The organism is Paenibacillus auburnensis (assembly GCF_927798115.1).
In the GTDB taxonomy this organism is placed as follows: Bacteria; Bacillota; Bacilli; order Paenibacillales; family Paenibacillaceae; genus Paenibacillus_AQ; species Paenibacillus_AQ auburnensis.
Window position 1 is genome coordinate 2,085,845 of record NZ_CAKMMG010000001.1, and the last position, 18,137, is coordinate 2,103,981.

Consider the following 18,137-nt stretch of genomic DNA (forward strand, 5'->3'; position numbering starts at 1 on the left):
AAAAATCCGTATGAAAAACATGTGTTCAAAACGGATTCCGTGAATCTCTATATCGTCATCGGAACAAGAAGCTCTGCCTATACCGGAGATTTCGAAGCCTACCATAATGCTGACCTGTTCACGATGGAGCTCAGCGAGCGGTTGTCTGCGCTTATGGTTCCTCCCTCAAATGAGAATGCAGTTTATCTTTTCAGACGGAAAAACCCGGTGATCCGGCGAACCTATTAATCGCCGGTAACCGGGTGATTTTTCCCTAATCCCAATTTCTGAGGTCATTAATCCCTTTCTTCTCGCTAAACGCTTTCTCCAGATCAATGTCCAGCTTATTGGCCAGATCAAAAATATTCCACACGACATCGTACATCTCGTAGCCCAGGTTCGCTTTTCGTTCCGCATCGGGATGAAAGGACACGGACAGCACTTCCTTGGCTAATTCGCCGACCTCAGTCATCAAGTATAACATCCGCTGCTCTATGGTACTCGTATCAAAGCCCTTCACTTCACTAAATGCTCTAACATACTGCTGAAATTCTGATGCGTTCATTCCTTCCGCTCCTCATGAGTTCTTTAATCTTCGAATCTCATTATACATCCTCTACTAGACAAAAAAACGCAGAGCCCGAAAATACGGGCCCTGCTCCTATAAGGATAACGGACAATCAGCCTAATTCAAAATAACGGTCAGCATTATGAAAACAGATATCCTGTACGATTCGGCCCAGGAAAGGCAGATCCCTTGGCGCTTCGCCGTTCACGACCCAGCCTCCGATCAGGTTGCACAGAATACGGCGGAAATACTCGTGGCGCGTGTAGGATAGAAACGATCTGGAATCCGTCAGCATGCCTACAAAGCAGCTGAGCAGACCAAGATTCGACAGGGATGTCAGCTGCTTGATCATGCCGTCCTTCTGGTCGTTGTACCACCAGCCGGAGCCGAACTGGATTTTGCCCTTGATGCCGTCGCCCTGAAAAGAACCAATCATCGCTGCCAGCACATCATTCTGTGCCGCATTCAGATTGTAAATGATCGTCTTGGGCAGTTCGCCGGTCCGGTCAAGCCCGTCGAGCAGCTTATATAACCGGTCGGCATAGCTGTTGTCGCCAATGGTATCGAAGCCTGTATCCGGCCCCAGCTCACGGAATCTGCGTGTATTCGGATTTCGGATTGCCCCGATATGCAGCTGCATGGTCCAGCCGTGTGCAGCGTATTTCCGGCCCATGGCCAGCAGCAGCGCAGTCGCGTATTGGTCACATTCCAGCCTGCTGAGGTTGTCACCGCCCAGACGTCTGCTGAAGATGTCTTCGAGGACTGAGGCCGGAGCTTCTTCATACGGCAGATGCGAGAACCCGTGGTCGGAAATCATGCAGCCCTGACGGTGGAAATATTCAATCCGCTCCAGCAAGGCACGTTCCATCAGTGCGAAGCTGGTAATCGGGTACCCTGCCACCTGCTCCAGACTGGAGACATACCCAGGGAAGGTCTCTGCTTCAATCAGCAGCGCCTTATCCGGACGGAAAGTTGGCGTGACGCCGGTTTTGAACGCCTGCTGCCCGGAAATCTGCCCGTGATAACGCAGATCGTCGACAGGATCATCTGTGGTGCAGATCCATTTCACATTGGAGCGTGTGATCAGTCCCTGTGCGGAGAAGCCCTTATCTGCAATCAGCGTATTGCAATGCTCATAGATTTCCCGCCAGTTCTGGGAATTCAGCTGTTCCTCCACGCCAAAATAGCGCTTCAGCTCCAAGGCCGACCAGTGAAACAGCGGATTGCCCACGGTAAAAGGAAGAACCTCGCTCCACTTGGCGAACTTTTCTTCATCTGAAGCCGGACCGGTTATATAGTTCTCCTCCACGCCGAACGTTCTCAGCGCGCGCCATTTATAATGATCCCCGCCCAGCCAGACCTCAGTGATGCTGTTGAACCGTTTATCTTCAGCGATGGCCTGCGGATCAAGATGGCAGTGGTAGTCTATAATCGGCAAGTCCTTGGCGAACTCATGATAGAGTATCCGGGCTTCCTCAGACTGCAGCAGAAAATCCTCATGAATCAGTGCCTTCATTTGCTCATGTCCCCTTATTTCAGATACTTCTCCAGTGTGCGTCTTACCGCTCCCGGTCCGGCCAGCAGCTCGTAGAACATACCCTCAATCTTATCGCCCAGGCCGATGTCATAGAGCTTCACGCCAAACAGCTGTTCATCCTGCAGAATTGCCCGCACATGGGTATATGTGTCTCCCAGAACAACACCCTGCAGATGCCCCTGCAAAGTTTCAAGCAGCGGGTCAGGACTGAGCGTGAAGGCATTCCCTTCATCATCCACGCCAAGCAGATAGCGGCACCAGACGGCAATCGCCAGCGGAATGGCTGTCAGCCCGGCCGGATCCAGATCCTCTCTGCGGATATACGATTTAATCGTTTCTCCAAAGCGGATGCCGACCTTCTGCGAGGTGTCGGTTGCAATCCGCTGCGGTGTGTCGGGAATAAACGGATTGGCGAAGCGCTCCTGCAGCACCTCATCCAGGAACTGCTTCGGACTAAGGATGCCCGGATCCACAACTACCGGCAGCCCTTCCGTGTAGCCGATGATTTCCACAAATTTGCGCAGCGTATCGTCCTTCATCTCATCGGCAATCAGTGTATAGCTGAGCAGACAGCCCGACACGGCGAGTGCGGTATGCAGCGGATTAAGACAGGTGGTCACCTTCATCGTCTCCACCTTATTGACGGTATCCCGGTCGGTGAAAATAATGCCCGCCTGCTCAAGCGGAGGACGGCCGTTCGTGAACTTGTCTTCAATGACCAGATATTCACTGATCTCAGCGTTTACAAACGGGGCAGTATAGGTATTCTTGGAGGTGACAATCACCTCCATCTCACCAATCCCCTGTTCAAGCAGCGCTGCCTGCACCGTTTCCGACGGGCGCGGCGTGATTTTGTCGATCATCGACAGCGGGAAGGTGATCAGCTGCTCGTTCAGCAGATAGTCTACGAAGCCTGCTTCCACCGAACCTTTTGCCGCCCATTCCTTGGCAATTGTGACAATCCCGTTCTTGAGCTTATCCCCGTTATGAGAGCAGTTATCCATGCTGACAAAAGTCATCGGGTACGCACCCTTCAGATAACGCTTGTATGCAAGGGCAGCCACGATGCTCATCGCATGGATCGGCTGCTCGGGTCCGCCGGCGATATCCTTCTCCACAATGCCGAGATACTGGCCGTTTGGTCCGGTCAGGGAATACCCCTTCTCCGTGATCGTGAAGCTGGCCATCTGCAGGCTCGGGTTCTCAAAGATTTCCGTCAGCCGCCGATCATCCGCTTCGAGGGTTTTGTCGGCAGTGATGCCTTCCGTGATGCTGCTGACCACTTTTTTCTGGAAGTCGCCGCGTGCATTCATCAGCACCAGCAGGGTCAAATTGTCATACGGCTTGTAGACTTTGTCGATCATTTCAAAATCAAACGTCTCCGCCGCAATGATCCCGGTGTCCGCAGCCCCGCTGTCCAGCAGCTTCTGGTGGGCATTGGCCACAAACCCGCGGAAGATGTTGCCTGCGCCGAAATGTACCCATTTCGGCTTCTCCAGCGTGTTCTTCGCTACGGTGTCATAGTCGAACTTGGGAAGCTCAACACCGGCGGCCTCCCAGGAGGCCGCCTCATTCCGGATACTGGATCGGGTCAGGCGCAACATGTTACTTCGCCTCCTTTACATTCTCCAGGCTATCCCATACGCCAAGCAGATACATAATACCCATCGCTCTGTCGTAGAGGCCATAGCCCGGACGGCAGTTCTTCTCTTCTCCCCAGAGGTGACGTCCGTGGTCCGGGCGCACATAGCCGGTGAACCCGCTCTCATGATAAGCCTTTACTACCTCAGCCACATCGACACTGCCGTCGCGCCCGCGGTGGGATACTTCGATGAAGTCCCCGTTGTCAAACACCTTCACATTCCGGATATGGGCAAAATAAATCCGGTCATGGAACTCGCGGATCATCGCCGGCAGATCATTCTCCGGATTCGTGCCGAGTGAACCGGTGCAGAAGGTCAGTCCGTTGTACGGGCTGTCTACGGCATCCAGCATCCGGCGGATCGTATCGCGGCTGCGGATGATACGCGGCAGCCCAAAGATCGGCCAGGCCGGATCATCGGGGTGGATGGCCATTTTGATATCCACTTCCTCACATACCGGCATGATGCGCTCCAGGAAGTACACCAGATTTTCGAACAATTTATCTTCTGTCACATCGGCATAAGAAGCGAACAGATCATCGAGCCTCTCCAGACGCTCCGGCTCCCAGCCGGGCATCGTGAACTCGCCTGCGCCTTTGAGGATGCGGTCAACCATTTCGCGCGGATTATCGGTAATGGCAGCCTTTTCATAAAAGAGGGCGTTCGATCCGTCCTGCAGCTCCTTGTACAGCTCCGTACGCGTCCAGTCGAACACCGGCATGAAGTTGTAGCAGATGACTTTAACGCCGACTTTGGCCAGCTTGCGGATCGTATCGATATAGATGTCGATATATTTGTCGCGGGACGGCAGGCCGATCTTAATATCATCATGAACGTTAACACTCTCGACTACAGCGGTGCTGAAGCCCTTGGCCGTAATCTGATCTGCAACCTTCTGGATTTCCTCCATCTCCCACACTTCGCCGGCCACCTTATGATGCAGCGACCACACAATGCCCATTACGCCCGGAATTTGCCGGATATGGTCCAGAGTGATATTGTCATTCCCTTCGCCGTACCATCTCCATGTCATGTTCATTGATAAACCCTCCTTAGGATGTATAAACCATGATTGCACATACCACAAATCTTGTATACAAGTTTTGAGTAGATCATAAATAAACAACACAATTTTGTCAACACTTCTTTTGAAAACGTATATCACCATCGATATATAGCGAAAATATTGCCTTGTCTCGTGAAAGTTTTCTTTTATCACAGCGGGCATTGATGTATACTAGAACTTAAAATACGGATGATGGAGCCGAAACACAATGTCGATCAAAGAACAAATTATGAAGACGCTCAAGCATGAAATTCTGACCCTGACACTGAAGCCCGGCACCATTCTTAGTGAGACTGTTTTATCCGAACGGTTCCAGATTTCACGGACCCCGCTGCGCGATGTGCTGAAACAGCTCAGTCTGGAATCCTATATTGATATCTATCCGAAGAAGGGCAACCTGGTTTCGTTCATTGATCTGGAGTCGGTTGAACAGATTATTTATTTGCGCAGTGTCCTGGAAAAAGAGATCATGAAATACCTGTCGGCCCATCTGGTGCTGAAGGGTGTACATGAGCTGAAGGAGATTCTCGACAGGCAGAAGGCTGCGATCCATGAAGTGGATGCCACGGAGCAGTTCCTCAACCTGGACGATGCGTTCCACGCCGCCCTTTTCCGGCTGGCCGGACGGGAATTCCTGTGGAATCTGATACAGCAGTCCAATGTGCATTATGTCAGATACCGGCGGCTGCACATGCTCCGTCAGGAGAAGCTGGAGGAGATCTTAACGGAGCATCAGCGTATCCTTGAATACATGACCCGGCAGGAAACGGACAAGCTGGATGCGCTGATCCATCACCATTTGCGCGAAGACATTAACTCACTCTATCTGCAGGAGAACTTCTCAGACTACATCAAGGTCTAGGCATTCGTTAAGCTTCGGAAGCCTACAATTGAACAAGACCACCCTGACGGGTGAATGTACTGCCCCCCCCTTAAGCATAGGCTGCCGGACAGCCATGCTTGTCTTGCTTGGGCGAGCGGCGTTTCTGCGGAATCAGAGGTACTTCTACCTCTGATTTCGTACCATGGCCGTGTTTCTGCGGAGTCAGAGGTACTTTTACCTCTGATTTCGTACCACGGCCGTGTTTCTGCGGAATCAGAGGTACTTCTACCTCTGATTTCGTACCATGGCCGTGTTTCTGCGGAATCAGAGGTACTTTTACCTCTGATCTCGTACCACGGCCGCGTTTCTGCGAATCAGAGGTATTTTTACCTCTGGTCTCGTACTACGGCCGTGTTTCTGCGGAATCAGAGGTACTTTTACCTCTGATTTCGTACCACGGCCATTCCTAAGCATGAGCTCCACTCCAACTTCAGGCGCTTCCTCATCACAGTAGACGAGACTCATGATACATTTAGCTGCAGCACAAACAGCCCGCCTCCGGAATGCCGGAGACGGGCTGTTCTTATAGTTAGACTGTACTGCTATTCTGCTGTACTGCTATTCTTGAACTCCTCCAGCTTCAGCCTTTGCAGGCAGAAACTGAAACCACTGAAAGTCGAACCTGCTGCCGGGCAGGAACAGGAAGGTTACCGTCTGTTTGCCGCTTACCGGCTCCAGCGTGAATTCCCGCTCCGTATAAGATTCTGCGCCGTCAAACTCGACAAGCTGTTTGGATTCGCCGCCTTGGCCGCTAAACAGCAGGTGCACCGTGTTGTTACTTAGCGCTGAACGCCCGCAGATGACTAGCCGTGAAGTCCCCTGCTCCCCGAAATCCATGTCCTCAAAAATTAGCGACACATTGTTGCCGATACCCTCAACCGCGGTCTCTGTTACAGAGAAGGTATCCCCATAAATCCGGCTGTTCGCCAGTGCATCCAGGCGGGCGTAAGCTTTGCTCTCCCGGATAAACCGGAAGCCCTTCAAGTGGATCTTCTTCCGCAGGACAAATGACAGTGTCGTGATGCCGCTCAGCCGTCTAGGCAGTTTGTAGGTCTCTTCCTGGTATACATTCCATTGGGACGGTTTCTGGTAGAGTACCGTGTCCAGCAGCTCTGCGTCATCCTGCCCCGGGATACCTTCCCAGATGTCGATCGGATATTCGTCACTATCCAGCGCAAAGATCGGCAGCGTGAGCTCCTCCGCACCATAGCTGCCAAAGTCGACACGCTCGAAACAGATCAGGCTCTCCCCTTCCCGCGCCGTAGCCACACCGCGCTCATTGCCGTTGGTCAGATTATAACTGGCGTTGCTGTGATAGGCGGCAGAGACGAACTCATACGGGTCAAGATAGGCCTGCCCGAACCCGGTCAGCCTGATCTCCATCTGCGAGTAGAGACGGATGCTGTCCGCGCCGTTCCCTGTTCCGCAGCGAATGAACACCTCCCCGTCCCCCAGAGCAGTAATACGCGCCTCATGCCCGTTCACTTCCAAAGAAGCAATATTGGAGTCCACCCCGGCCGCATTGGTAACGCGCCACTCTACCTCCCGGAAGGTCGCGTTCTCTGGATGCAGCTTCACGCGGATCGGCAGACCCGCCTTGTCCGGCGTCAGCACAACACCCTCAGGGCAGATGATTTCCAGCTTCCGTACCGGAATCTCTGTCAGTGAAGGGCTGCTGGTGTCCTTAGACCCCCCGCTTGCTTCCAGCGGGTTATCTGCATAGAGAATCAGTTCCTCTTCAGCACTATTACTCATTGCAGGAAGAATAGACTTCAGCACAATCTCAGCATCCGCAATACCCGGTGAGGCTCCATGCAGCGTGATCGGACCGGCTTCCAGTGTACCCGCAATAATCGCGAGCAGCTTGCCGCTGAACATCCGGCGGCTTACGCCTTTGTAGGCATCGTAATCGGTGCTGTCCCCATTATCAAGGCCCACTAGCCGTCCAGGTCCGTCTATACTCAAATGCACCCGGTTGTTGGCATTCTCCACCGGCAGACCCTGAGAATCGGCAGCGCTAATAGTCACGAAGATCAGATCCTGGCCGTCAGCCGTAAGCTCCCGCTTATCCGCCGTAAGAACCAGAGAAGCGGCATCCCCGAAGGATGAGCGCCGCTCCTCAGCAATCACATTACCATACTCATCGTAGGCAACCGCCCGCAGGGTACCCTCTGTATATGGCAGCTGCCAGTTCCCGAGCAACTGCAGGCCGCGTGCATGGTCGATGTCGTAGATTCCCTGCGAAATGTCATTTAGGAACAATTCAATTCGTGGCGCATTGGAGCACACCCGCACATCAATCAGCTGCCCCTCTGAGAAGTCCCAGTACGGGAAAATATGAATCATCGGGCGGATTCTGTAATCTGTCCATTCCGCCTGATAGATATAATAGGCATCCTTCGGAAACCCTGCAGTGTCCAGTTGCCCGAAATAAGAGTTCTTCGTGAAGTAAGGTGTCGGCTCACCGATATAGTCGAACCCTGTCCACAGGAACTGCCCGAGGGAATATGCGGCATCCCGGTCTCCGGTGATGCAGGCTTCCGTGCTTCTGGCCCCCCAGCTAGTAGAGCTGTTGCCGAGCGAGGAGCACTGCTGATCATCATCGGCAAGAACCTGCTGGTCCAGCGGGAAATGATAGATTCCCCGGCTCTGTACGGTGGAGCAGGTCTCACTGCCGTAGATAATCCAGTCCGGATGCGCTTCATGGTGCCGGTCATAATATTTCTCACCGTAGTTGTACCCCGCGAGCTTAACGATGTCGGCGCATTTCTGGGCATTCTCCCAAGGCATGTAGTTTGAGCCGATCGTCACATAGCCGTTGCCGCGCGGATCATGAATCAGCACTTCATCCTGCAGCATGCGGGTGACCTCCTGGCCGCGGGCGTCGGCATGGGTATCATAAATCTCGTTGCCGATGCTCCACATGATCAGACTTGGCCGGTTCCGGTCCCGCCGCACCCAGCTGGCAATCTCCTTCTTATACCATTCCGGAAAGAAACGGGCATAGTCGTAAGGTGTCTTGCTGCGTTCCCACATATCGAAGGCTTCCGAGACAATCAGCACGCCCAGCTCATCCGCCAGCTCCATCAACTCGGCCGCGGGCATATTATGCGCGGTGCGGATGGCGTTCACACCCATCTCCTGCAGCAGCACGAACTGCCGCCGCAGGGCGGCTTTGTTGACGGCTGCCCCCAGCGCGCCCAGATCATGATGCTGACACACCCCGTTAAGCTTAAGATGGCGCCCGTTCAGGAAAAAGCCTTTTTCGCTGTCCAGTTCCACCGTGCGGAACCCGAAGCTCTGGATCTCTTCTTGAGTAACTGCGTCTCCACCCAGCAGCTCCGTCTTAAGCATATACAATCTGGGGTTATCAATATCCCAGAGCTGCGGCTGCTCGGCAGTCAGCCGGCTATGGGAATGAACAGTCTCCTCACCGCTCTGCGCAGGCACGGCAGCTTCTGCTTGAGCAACCACTGCCCCGCCGGGATCTAGGACCGTGTGGCGGAGTTTCAATTCCGCAGCGCTTCCGCCTGCTGCGATATGCAGCTCGGAATCCACATCCACTGTCCAGGTGCCGCCGTCCGCTGGTCTGGCTGCTATATAAATACCATCAGACACAATATGCGTCTTCGGATACGTATGGAGCCATACGGAGCGGTAGATTCCCGCGCCGGAATACCAGCGGGAATTAGGCGATTCATGAATAACCCGCATCACAATCGTATTATCTCCGGCTTTCAGGAAGGGGGTAATTTCGAACTCAAAGGTTGAGTAACCGTACTTCCACTCGCCCGCAGCCTGTCCGTTAACATATAGCGTGGAGTTCATGTATACGCCTTCAAAACGCAACGATAGACAACTTTCCACCGGGACCTCGGCCAGGGTGAGGATTTTACGGTACCAGCCCTTACTGTTCTCATATAGGTCATGAGTGTTGTAGATCAGCCAGTCATGAGGCAGCGTCACCGGCATCCACTCTCCCTCAGCAACCACGTACGCCAGCTCCGATCCAAGAGGCTGCTTGCTGAAATACCAGCCGCCGTTCCATATCTTTTTCATGCTCATCGCCATAAATCCCTCCCAAAAGTAGTTGCTATGCAATCCATTCAATCAACGGTTCAAATAACGCTCATATGCAGCCTGCTGAATGTCCAGCGCGCGTTCAATGCCCAGGTCCCTCATTTGCTGCACGTACTTGTCGTAGTTATCAGCGGATTCGATACCCATAATTATTTTCAGCTCGGTTTCTTTCACAAAAGTGTTGATGTCGTTCATTATACTGCTCATTTCATCGGCTTCTTCGGCGGTAGGAGTGACAGGAGGCAGCAGATGCTGCTCATGATTGGTTTTCTTCCAGATGCTGATTGACTTGCCCGTTGCCGGATATTTGGCCGGCAGATTGTTATCCTGCTGAATCATTGGAAAGTTGGTACTATGAGAGTATTTAGACATGACCTGATCGCTCCCCAGACCTTCCGGGTTGTTGACCACAAGATCGGTGTAGACCGGTTTGCCGTTCTCCAGGTTATACGTGACTCCTTCAACGCCGTAAGTGTTCAGCAGGCTGCCTTCCTCTGTGTAGGCATAGTCCAGCCAGCGCATGGCTGCTTCCGCATTTTTGGTATAGGCTGAAATCGCTGCTGAACTTGTACCGGCATAAGCGTTGTCAAGCTGGCCGAATTCCGGAAGCTGGCCCTTCACGGCAGACGGATAAGGAGTTGCAACAAATGAGGCCTCCTTACCAGTCCCCTGCACGGCTGAATTGTATTTTTCGATATAGAACTGCCAGCCAATCGTCGCCCCGCTCTCGCCCGAGGTCATCTTTTTATCTACCGTTGCAGCATCTATCGAAGCAAAATCCTTATCGATCAGCCCTTCCTTATACCACCGGGCCATCGTTTTCAGATATTCCTTATAGCCCGGCTCCAGGTAACCGTAGACAACCTTTCCGTCATCAACATAGAAGTTGCCCATCACTCCGAAGGCCCCGGCGAATCCGCCGGTCCGCTCCCCTAAGAATAGTGTACGGAAGGTTACAGGTGCGCTGGCATGTTTCTTTTCTTTAAAAGCGGTCAGTACCGTATGCCATTCATCAATGGTTTCCGGAACACTGAGGTTCAGCTCGTCCAGCCAGTCCTGCCGGATAATCGGCCCGCCATATACCCGCCCGGTTTCAGAGCGGATGAACGGGAAGGCATAATAGGTACCGTCATCGGTTTTGATCATTTTGTCGATTTCCGGATGCTGCTCCAGCGTCTTTTTGAGGTTCGGCGCATACTGGTCAATCAAATCATTGAGCTTCAGAATGTAGCCTTGTTCCACTGCTTTATCAGGCCCGCCCGGATACTGCAGCCAAGTGTTGAGAAAAATATCTGGCAGCCCGCCCGAGGCCAGCAGCAGGCTGAATTTCTGGTCGGTCATCGGCGCTCCGCCCAGCTGCCTGATTCGGATGCCGGTCCGCCCCTCGTACTCTTCATCAATCGGCAGTCGTTCCGGCGTGCCTCCCAGCGTTTCATTCATATAGGTCAGTTCGATACCTCCCGGCATCGGGTAGGAGAAGTTTGCTGCATCTGCTGCAATAGCATTTCCCGTTGTATTAGAAGCGCTTTCAATCTTTCCATTATTTGAACCGCTGCATCCGGCGAACAGCAGGGTAAAGCCCAGCAGAACAGCTGCCACGGGCTGAAACCTTCTCTTTTGCATAGAATTCATCCTAATAACGACCTCCGTTTCTGTTTATAGGGAAACTTGATGCTCCTTCAATGTTAGCTGTATCGGGGGTAGACGGCAATGTTCAATATGCAAAATGTATCGCTAAAAACGTAAGTACACGCTCTATAAACTACAAAACCTCCTTACCGGCAGGCGGAACCGTATGGAACCTGAGGGTCCCTTTCGTCCACCTTAAGGCAAAGAGGTATGGATTAACTATAGGATTTGAAATACCGGCCTGTCCTGCACAAAGCGGACGGGCAGGCCGGGAAACTGCTGCGACAGCCGCTCGGCCAGCAGCTTCATGCCGGGTGCTTCACTCTCAGCGTGGCCCAGCATGATCAGCGCCCGGTTGCGCCCCTGTGCGGCGGCATCTTTTATATACTCCGGAGTTTCCCATTCCGGCCCTTCTCCGGCAATAATCAGATCGAGGCCGTCCTGTTCGAACAGGGGAATCGTCATTGAACCTCCGCCTCTATAACCAACCAGAATGCCCACCCGGGTACAGGAAGCAGTTAAATTGCCTGCCACACGCACATAAGAGATTGCCAGCTGCCGCTTCACCATCTCTGCAGCGTCTTTGACGGACATAGACGGAATGGTTAATATCGACACTGCCGCCCGGTGCTCAGTTACATAATCCTGCCAGCCGAGTGCACAGATCAGCCCCTCCGTTATCCCGTCCGGCGTGTAACGGTGCACATCATCATGAAACCGGTAGATCCCAATACCTGATGAGGCAATCAGGGCGGATTTTTGCAAAAATACCGGATCCCCGCCCAGCCATTCCCGCTGATCCTGGTGACTGTAATAAACCCCTTCATGAGTTACGATTAGGTTCGCCCCTAACGCAGCCGCCTGTTCAATTATATATTGCGAGGCTGCAAAGGCCGTAACGATCCCCTGCACCTCTGTCTCCCGGCTCCCCGGGTCCAGCTTGTCCACGGTTGGATCCGGCCGGCTGACGCCTGCCGTCAAGCTATCAATGACATGTCTGAAGGTAATTGTCATGGCCATTCACCTCTCAGTAGATAGTGCGCTGGCTTGCATCCATAATGCCGCTCTTTCTGAAGAAATACGTATTGATCTGGTCGCGCCATTCCTTGGCATGAGCAGCCTGCCCTTGTAGGCGCTCCTCGACCTGTACATACAGATCTTCTCTGAGGCTCCCCTGAAGGCTGCCCCATAAGGCAAGCAGTTCTTCCGCACGTTCTGCGCCAGCAAAATGAGTATCATAAATATGCTGGATCACCGTTTTGCCGGAATGGAGCACATGGGTATACGGAACATGATGGAAGAACAGCAGCAATTCATCGGGGCATTCCTCGAGCGAATCATAACGTGCAGCATTGCTGCCGATATACTGGGAACTGTAACCCGTACCACTCTGCACGGTCCGGTCGACTCCAATCCCGCAATTGTCGGCATAATGGTACGTTCCCCACTGGGAATATTCATAGCCGTCCACATTCGGCCCGTAATGATGCTCCGGATTGATCATCCAGCCCACGCCGAGCGGAGCTGTGTAGGATTCATATATTTCCCACGAATCCAGCAGAATCCGACTGATCACGGCCGCTGTTGTTGGATCCTGGCCAAAGGTTAGAGCGATCCATTCCCCGGCAATCTCTTCCGCGCTCAGCTCCGGATTCCAGGCCAAACGGCCATATCCGTACAGATTAGCCTGGGCCAGCAGATGACCGGTCCAGTTAAGGTCATTGCCTACATTGGACACCGCCGCGATCCCGCTGTACCGGTTGCCCCACAGCGAGCCGTCTACGATATGCTTGACCGGAGAAGCTTCCCCCTTGGCATTCGTATTGAATTCCAGCACCTCTTTCCACTGGGGGACAAGGTAACAGACATGGCGCTGCTGGCCCGTATATTCCTGGGCAATCTGGAATTCGATCACTTGATTGGTCCGCTCAAGCGCCCCGAACAGCGGGGATACCGGTTCCCGGACCTGGAAATCCATCGGTCCGTTCTTGATCTGCAGAATGACATTATCTTTGAATTTGCCGTCGAGCGGTTTGAAGTGATCATAAGCGGCTCTCGCCCGGTCTGTCTTGCGGTCGCGCCAGTCCTGCTTGCAGTTGTATACGAAGCAGCGCCAGATGACGATTCCGCCATAGGGCTCAAGGGCTTCCGCCAGCATATTCGCACCATCGGCATGGTCGCGCCCGTAAGTGAACGGTCCGGGACGGTTCTCCGAATCCGCCTTGACCACGAAGCCGCCGAAATCGGGGATCGCCTGGTAGATATCGGCCGCTTTGCGCTGCCACCAGCTGCGCACACCCGGATCGAGCGGATCAGCTGTGCCTACTTCCCCTTCATGCATCGGGCCGGCAAAATTAACGCTCAGGAACAGCCGGATGCCGTACAGCCTGAATACATCAGCAATGCTAGCCACCTCGGGCAAATATTCCGAAATAAACAGCGTCTCCAGGGCATGAACATTCACATTATTGATCGCGATGGCATTGATGCCGGTCGAGGACATCAACCGCGCGTAGTCGCGGATCCGTCCCATATCTCCTGTAAACCGGTTATTTTCATAGAAGAAGGATCTCCCCGCATACCCCCGCTCCACACTGCCGTCAAAGTTATCCCAATGATTGATCATCCGCAGCCCGTTTACCGGATTCACGGTTACATCGAGTTCCTCAATCTCCTGCAATGTGCCGAGCAGGCGCAGCAGATGAAACACTCCATAGAGAACGCCTACCGGTGAAGCGGCTCCTACAGCAATGCAGTTATGATCTGCACTCGTGCGGATGGCGAACCCTTCACGTTCCACCTTGCGGATGTCAGCTTCTTTAAACACACTGCGGATCAGCGTATTTCCGCCCCCGAAGGTGCCGATGGCAACCCTTAAGGCGCCGGTACTTAACTCTTGATCTGCCTGGACCTGAATGGCAAGCATGGCTACAATGCCCTTGTTCCATTCTGCCAGCGCGGCCTGAACCGTATCGTCAGCTTCGGTAACACTCACCGCTCCGCACCATTTTACATACTGCTCCTGCAATCTGCCCTGCGGCAGTGGCGGATAGCCCAGCCAGGCGCTGTAGCCCTGGTCTTCTACCGAAACATGATGCTCATTGGATTCTTTCATCATCTGGAAGACTCCTCCTGTGTTTTGCTTGAGTACTGGATATAAGCCTAACTATTAGCCTTTCTGCAGCCCGTCAGTGATCTGTTGCCTGTACCTTCCAAGAGCCAGAGGATTGCTGTAACTCCGCGGGGGTAGTATTTACTTCCACCTATCAGGCCGGACAAGATCTGGTCACTCCAGCACCAGTAGGACAGCTCGGGATGCAGCAGCCAGTTCACATGCGCAGCATCAGCCGCAAGCCCGCTCTCCTCCCAAGGCAGCTGCAGAATCTCCCGGGCGATGAACTGGGATAGATAGATTTTGCTGAGCCAGGAGTTATTGCTTGTGGACGACAGCTTCCAGCCTCCGTCCTCGAACAGGCATACGCCCGGAACCAATACCGTATGGAGGTGGGTATTCAGCGCACTGAGATACTCCGCAAATCTGCCGCCGGGATCGAGCGCTTCTCCGCAGCCGGTGAAGAGCGGGAAGACCAGGCCTTCAATCGCTGGAATAATACAGGATTGCTTATCTTCATGGATGATAGCGGGAATATAACCGTCACTGTTTAATTGGGAAGATAGCGAAGCGGCACACTTCACGGCCTGCTGCCCTGCCTCCGCTGCCAGTTCAGCCAGTCCTTCCTGTCCGAAGAATTTCTCCAGCGCTACATAAGCCGCCCAGCATTTTCCTGCCATATAAATGTTATTGCGGGACTGCCCAAGCGACGTATCCAAGCTGTCATAGGTAGTGATTTCGGCACCGCCTTGCGTCCGGTTGCTGTCCAGACCCATCAGGCCGTTGCGCTGGCTGCTGTCCGGATGATCGCGGTTCAGCATGCTGTCAAAGCAGGCACGGAGTGTCGGAAGCATTTTATCGGTGAATTCGCGGTCCTTGGTCTGTTCAATGTAGACGAGCGCCGAGACCAGCCAATTGACCAGCTCCTCATGGCTCATATAGGAGAAGCAGTCATCCAGCCCGGCCAGCTCATAAGCGGAGTACTGCGGCCGCGAGAATACATTGGCTACGCCAACATCATGAGTGAAGCTGATCCCTCCGGGGTACTCCTCGTTTCCACCCGGAAAGACCACCTTGTCCTCATAGCTGTAGCGGTCCACGAACAATTCGAGCTCATTGCGCACTGTCCACGGGTTCATTACCAGTTCAAAGAACAGCTGATCCGCCGTTAAATCCAGCGTATTCATCATCCGGTATTCGCCTTCATTCACGATCCAGATGTACCTGTCCCCGTCGTGCAGAAGCTGTGTGCTGCCATAATAGCTGTGAATCGCATGCGAGAGCATAAAGGTCTGATCTCCAGTAAGCCCGGCAGAGGCAATCCATTCATCGGCTGCTGTGCAGGAAGCAGTCAGCTCATCAAAATGCTCAAGCGCATAGCCGGCCACGGCCTCAATATTGTTAAAGTAACGGGTATAGGCATAGCTGGCATCGATACCTGTGGTCACCAGTCCGCCCCGGTAAAAACAGATGGCAAAACGGTACGTCCGTTTCTCCCCCGGAGGAACCTCCATTAACACGGCGCCTGTGCCGCCCAGTCCGAAGGCCAGGTTATGCGCAAGCTTAGCCTCCAGAATCTTCTCCATCGTGAACCCGAGTGCAGACTGAATCCCTTCAGCATCACAGGCAACTGCCATCAGCCGGCCTTGTCCGATTCCTTGAAAAGCCCCGCCGCTGGTGTCGCTGAGTCTGCGCATAGAGCTGTAGGGATCGCTGCCTTCATAACCGAAGAAGCCTTTTCGTGTAAAAGTCCCATTAGTGTTGTCGAGTGTGAGCTCGGCAAAGACTGCCGGCAGCAGGGCTGCCTTGAGCTCAGCTTCATCAGCAGCGGCTGGATCAGGCACCGGACGCACAGGGGAGTACACTTGAAAAGTCAGGTCACCCGCCTGCCAGGTATCCGTCGCCGCCCCAAGTGTTCTGCTGATTTCATGATCCTGAAACGCTTTCAAAAGAACGCCGGACAGCTGATGCCCGCCGTTTGGCATGGCTTCGTCATTCTCGACCGGCGGAACAGGGAATCCCTGCTGTAATTCCTTCGCGGTTTCATCCGCTTTTTCTATATCGTATCTGGCGCCGGCATCCTCAACCTGATCGAAAAAGGGCAGCGCCTCGTAAGTTGCACCGTCTGCGGACTGGAATCCGATATACACATTCTGGTCAGCCGGTTTACCCAGCTCCAGCCCAAGCCCCCCATGTTTGCCTTTAAAACCTAAAGTGAAGCTTGCAAAAGCACCTATCGGTGAATGCTGGACATTGTAGAACAGATTAGATTTTGTCATAATGACTCCTTCCCGGTTCGTACGTTTAGGATCGATTGCTCTGTTGGTACTTCCTTATCCTATCACGGGTCCGCCCGGCGGGAACATTGTCAAATCAAGCAATAATTTACCCAAATCAAGCTAATGTCAGGTATACTAATAGATATATCAGTGAGCTAGATAAACAAAGGGGAACTGCACATGGCTTCAGCTTTTATGCCGCCTGCACTTGGACAAAGCATCAGTGAAACGATCATTCCGGACGTAAAAACTACGCTGAACCTATTCGGCATGCATCTGAGGAAAGTAAGCGGTGCCTGGAATTATCCAATTCATGCCCACCCGCAGTACGAATTCAACTATGTGCTTGAAGGGGAGCAGCGGATGATCGTTAATAACCGCAGCTATACGCAGCGGGCCGGGGATCTGGTCCTGCTCAGACCCGGAGACTCCCATTCGAGCCAGAGCGGCAACGGCCAGCCGTTTACTTATTTCTGCATTCATTTTGACATTGATGACAAGCTTCTGATCTCGCTGCTGAGCCGGCTGAATCATATGCTCTTTACCGCGGAAAGCCCCATTGCCCATAAACTCACGCCTCCTCTAAGCAAATTAGTGGACATTTCAACCACAATCCATGGGGATATCACCATGTCCCAGCGGATGATGCTGCAGTCTGCGGTCTTCGACCTGTTCGGCCAGTTGTGGGAGGCGTTCTCGATTGAGGCGAATCTGCATGCTTCGGCTACTTATGAGAAGGTAGAGCTTGCCCACCAGATCCGCAGCCGCCTGCAAGGGCTTGTCTACCAGCAGTTCAAGCATGATATACAGGAAGACCGGACGCTTGGCGTCGATGATATTGCCGCAGAGCTGGGCATCAGTTCCTCGCACTGCTACCGGGTTTTCCGGCAGGTGTTCGGTCTCTCTCCCCGGGAGTTCCTCTCCCAGCAGATGCTTCATGAGGCTAAGATTCTGCTGGACGATCTGCGGCTGCCGGTCAGCCATATCTCTGCCCTCCTCGGCTACCGCGATATCGCTCATTTCAGCCGCCAGTTCAAACGCTGGCAAGGCCAATCTCCAAGGGAGTATCGGGAATCGGGCCCGCTACACAACTAAGACCTCATGGACGGCAGGGAAAAGCCTGTCCTTCTGCCGGCAAACCGCTTGCCCGGTAACGGTAGACCGGAAAAGTGAAATCTGCACAAACAGACCCGCCGGAAAAATTTCCGGCGGGTCTGTTGCAGCATTGCTTCAATCCGGCAGATTCAGCCGTTCTAGGGCGGCACCGGCCGGATTCGGCCAAGCTTAACGGCCGAGAGTTATCCACCTGCGGCTCGAATGATGATCGTAGAGAAGCTTCACTCCGGCACGCGGCGTGTTCT

General features: G+C 53.5%; 12 protein-coding genes. 3 read left to right on the plus strand and 9 right to left on the minus strand.

Annotated elements, in window-relative coordinates; translation table 11 throughout:
- Positions 1–21 precede the first annotated feature (21 nt).
- The gene (locus tag L6H70_RS09795) at positions 22–228 is read left to right on the plus strand and encodes a hypothetical protein (protein WP_236332307.1); all 207 of its coding nucleotides are present in this window, start codon (positions 22–24) and stop codon (positions 226–228) included.
- A gap of 25 nt (positions 229–253) precedes the next feature.
- Here L6H70_RS09795 and L6H70_RS09800 read toward each other — a convergent pair whose 3' ends face one another.
- The 4 genes from L6H70_RS09800 to uxuA form a co-directional block, all read right to left on the minus strand.
- A complete protein-coding gene (locus L6H70_RS09800) occupies positions 254–544 on the minus strand; it encodes a MazG nucleotide pyrophosphohydrolase domain-containing protein (RefSeq protein WP_236332309.1) in 291 nt (96 codons plus the stop codon).
- Positions 545–659: 115 nt separating this feature from the next.
- Entirely contained in the window at positions 660–2,063 is a 1,404-nt protein-coding gene (uxaC, locus tag L6H70_RS09805; protein ID WP_236332311.1) for a glucuronate isomerase, read from the minus strand.
- A gap of 14 nt (positions 2,064–2,077) precedes the next feature.
- The gene (locus tag L6H70_RS09810; RefSeq protein ID WP_236332313.1) at positions 2,078–3,688 is read right to left on the minus strand and encodes a mannitol dehydrogenase family protein; all 1,611 of its coding nucleotides are present in this window, start codon (positions 3,686–3,688) and stop codon (positions 2,078–2,080) included.
- A gap of 1 nt (position 3,689) precedes the next feature.
- Positions 3,690–4,766, minus strand: coding sequence for a mannonate dehydratase (gene uxuA, locus L6H70_RS09815; protein ID WP_236332315.1), 1,077 nt, complete (start codon positions 4,764–4,766; stop codon positions 3,690–3,692).
- 235 nt (positions 4,767–5,001) lie between these two features.
- On the opposite strand from uxuA, the gene L6H70_RS09820 reads away from it, so the two are divergent.
- Complete coding sequence (locus L6H70_RS09820; protein WP_236332317.1) at positions 5,002–5,655, plus strand: GntR family transcriptional regulator; 654 nt, start codon at positions 5,002–5,004, stop codon at positions 5,653–5,655.
- Positions 5,656–6,234: 579 nt separating this feature from the next.
- Here L6H70_RS09820 and L6H70_RS09825 read toward each other — a convergent pair.
- The 5 genes from L6H70_RS09825 to L6H70_RS09845 all read right to left on the minus strand — a co-directional run bounded on the left by L6H70_RS09825 (position 6,235) and on the right by L6H70_RS09845 (position 16,776).
- Complete coding sequence (locus L6H70_RS09825) at positions 6,235–9,741, minus strand: glycoside hydrolase family 2 TIM barrel-domain containing protein (protein WP_236332319.1); 3,507 nt, start codon at positions 9,739–9,741, stop codon at positions 6,235–6,237.
- Between the two features lie 45 nt (positions 9,742–9,786).
- On the minus strand, positions 9,787–11,388 hold the full coding sequence (locus L6H70_RS09830) for an extracellular solute-binding protein (protein ID WP_236332321.1): 1,602 nt from the start codon (positions 11,386–11,388) through the stop codon (positions 9,787–9,789).
- Between the two features lie 216 nt (positions 11,389–11,604).
- Positions 11,605–12,399: a Nif3-like dinuclear metal center hexameric protein gene (locus tag L6H70_RS09835; protein WP_236332323.1), complete on the minus strand. Its 795-nt coding sequence runs from the start codon at positions 12,397–12,399 to the stop codon at positions 11,605–11,607.
- Between the two features lie 13 nt (positions 12,400–12,412).
- Positions 12,413–14,503, minus strand: coding sequence for an alpha-glucuronidase family glycosyl hydrolase (locus L6H70_RS09840; protein WP_236332325.1), 2,091 nt, complete (start codon positions 14,501–14,503; stop codon positions 12,413–12,415).
- Between the two features lie 44 nt (positions 14,504–14,547).
- Positions 14,548–16,776: a glycoside hydrolase family 52 protein gene (locus L6H70_RS09845; RefSeq protein ID WP_236332326.1), complete on the minus strand. Its 2,229-nt coding sequence runs from the start codon at positions 16,774–16,776 to the stop codon at positions 14,548–14,550.
- A 180-nt stretch (positions 16,777–16,956) separates the two neighbouring features.
- Here L6H70_RS09845 and L6H70_RS09850 point away from each other — a divergent pair, with 180 nt between their 5' ends.
- Positions 16,957–17,871 (plus strand): AraC family transcriptional regulator, encoded by a 915-nt coding sequence (locus tag L6H70_RS09850; protein ID WP_236332328.1) that lies wholly within the window; start codon positions 16,957–16,959, stop codon positions 17,869–17,871.
- Positions 17,872–18,137: the final 266 nt, after the last annotated feature.

Coding starts and splice junctions, on each gene's coding strand:
- L6H70_RS09800 (WP_236332309.1), bottom strand. CDS start 544: ATGAACGCATCAGAATTTCAGCAGTATGTTAGAGCATTTAGTGAAGTG.
- uxaC (WP_236332311.1), bottom strand. CDS start 2,063: ATGAAGGCACTGATTCATGAGGATTTTCTGCTGCAGTCTGAGGAAGCC.
- L6H70_RS09810 (WP_236332313.1), bottom strand. CDS start 3,688: ATGTTGCGCCTGACCCGATCCAGTATCCGGAATGAGGCGGCCTCCTGG.
- uxuA (WP_236332315.1), bottom strand. CDS start 4,766: ATGAACATGACATGGAGATGGTACGGCGAAGGGAATGACAATATCACT.
- L6H70_RS09820 (WP_236332317.1), top strand. CDS start 5,002: ATGTCGATCAAAGAACAAATTATGAAGACGCTCAAGCATGAAATTCTG.
- L6H70_RS09825 (WP_236332319.1), bottom strand. CDS start 9,741: ATGAGCATGAAAAAGATATGGAACGGCGGCTGGTATTTCAGCAAGCAG.
- L6H70_RS09830 (WP_236332321.1), bottom strand. CDS start 11,388: ATGAATTCTATGCAAAAGAGAAGGTTTCAGCCCGTGGCAGCTGTTCTG.
- L6H70_RS09835 (WP_236332323.1), bottom strand. CDS start 12,399: ATGACAATTACCTTCAGACATGTCATTGATAGCTTGACGGCAGGCGTC.
- L6H70_RS09840 (WP_236332325.1), bottom strand. CDS start 14,503: ATGATGAAAGAATCCAATGAGCATCATGTTTCGGTAGAAGACCAGGGC.
- L6H70_RS09845 (WP_236332326.1), bottom strand. CDS start 16,776: ATGACAAAATCTAATCTGTTCTACAATGTCCAGCATTCACCGATAGGT.
- L6H70_RS09850 (WP_236332328.1), top strand. CDS start 16,957: ATGGCTTCAGCTTTTATGCCGCCTGCACTTGGACAAAGCATCAGTGAA.